2 protein-coding genes are annotated in these 1424 nt (G+C 38.6%); both read left to right on the top strand.

All coding sequences use genetic code 11. The features are described from left to right. Nucleotides 1-1041, top strand: a 1041-nt coding sequence (locus HMPREF1534_RS00005) for a 6-bladed beta-propeller (protein WP_005948635.1), incomplete at its 5' end; no start/stop codon positions are given. Nucleotides 1042-1059: 18 nt separating this feature from the next. Next, nucleotides 1060-1314: a TIGR04149 family rSAM-modified RiPP gene (locus HMPREF1534_RS00010; RefSeq protein ID WP_005948061.1), complete on the top strand. Its 255-nt coding sequence runs from the start codon at nt 1060-1062 to the stop codon at nt 1312-1314. Nucleotides 1315-1424 lie beyond the last annotated feature (110 nt).

Raw genomic sequence — 1424 nt, 5'->3', positions numbered from 1 at the left:
AAACTAGAAACCACGGAAAAAGGATTTATTGCAGAGATAGCAGACATAAAAATGTCCGATAAATATGTTATCCTGACTAGTTTTATGGTAGACCACGCTTTGCTGTTCGACCGTGTTACAGGCAAGTTTATCAGGACAATAGGAAAAGTAGGACAAGGGCCTGGAGAACTGCTCTCGCCATGCTATGTAGGAATACAAAATGACAGTATAGTCTATATCTCGTCCACCTATACTTATGCACTTTTTGCACATAAGATTACAGGGGAATTTATCAAGAAGATTCCTTTAGAGCCTAATGTACAATATCCGACTATGAATTTTGTTGATGATTATATCATTCATTATCCCGGAAATGCGAATATTACCGGCTTATATGCCAATGTCTATGTGCAGGATTGGGATGGCAATGTCATACAGGAAAGCGTACACCAATTTCCCGGGAAGTTTACTGAAAACCTGTGGGTAAATCTTCCAATTGTATGGACCTATAAAGGTATACACAATGTATTTTCTTGTGCTACTGATACGGTATATGCTGTTACAAAAGATTCCATTTATCCGCGTTATTACATACCGGAAGGAAAATACAAAAGAGAAATTTGTGACCGTCACACCAAAGTTAACTGGGACTTCTTTACGGATGCCATACAGTTGGGAAGCATTGCCGAGACAAAAGATTTTTTGCTGTTTAGTTTCGATTTGCATCAAAAGTACTGGTTCTGCCGTTACAATAAGCACAACTCAGAAATCGATATTTGGAAACAAGACAGCACAGAACCCACAAAAGCATTTGCAAAGAAACCGGTGGGTATCACAAACGATATTGATGGTTATAACCTTTCTCTATCCGGATTCCGATATATTGACGACAGGCATTTTGTTCGTTTCATCACCCCGGATAACGCCGATGAGATTAAGAAGATAGTATCCGAATCCACTAACGTGAAGTTCCCCGAAAAGCGTCAGCAACTCTTGGAACTGATTGACTCGCTGGGGCCGGATGATAATCCGATTCTGGCTATTTATAAACTGAAAGATTAACATAAAAACAAATCAACCATGAAACAGCTAAAGAAAATCAAATTGAATGACTTGAATGAAAGCGAATTAAAAGAACGCGAAATGAATGCTCTTTATGCAGGTCGTGCATGCAGTTGCAGTTGCTCTGCACCCGGTGGTTCATCAATTTCCGATAATGGAAATGGTAACTATCGAATTGGTGAAAGTGGTGGTCACTCTATTTCTGGTACACCTGCTATATGCTTCACTAACGAGTTTGGAAACGGTATTCAAGGTGCTGTTGATAATTGGTAACACCTAAAAGTCAGTAAATAGGCTTACCAATCTGTCATTCTGTACTGAAATGGAAATAATAGTTCAATTTGAATATGTATTCCATTTCACTCAGAATGACAATATATCAT

It is taken from the genome of Phocaeicola massiliensis B84634 = Timone 84634 = DSM 17679 = JCM 13223 (genome assembly GCF_000382445.1).
GTDB classification, from domain to species: domain Bacteria; phylum Bacteroidota; class Bacteroidia; order Bacteroidales; family Bacteroidaceae; genus Phocaeicola; species Phocaeicola massiliensis.
Note: the sequence above shows the minus strand (reverse complement) of the source record. Positions and strands in the feature narration are given on the sequence as shown.

What these genes read in the sequence shown, in the direction of transcription:
- HMPREF1534_RS00010 (WP_005948061.1), top strand. Translation starts at nt 1,060, where the DNA reads ATGAAACAGCTAAAGAAAATCAAATTGAATGACTTGAATGAAAGCGAA.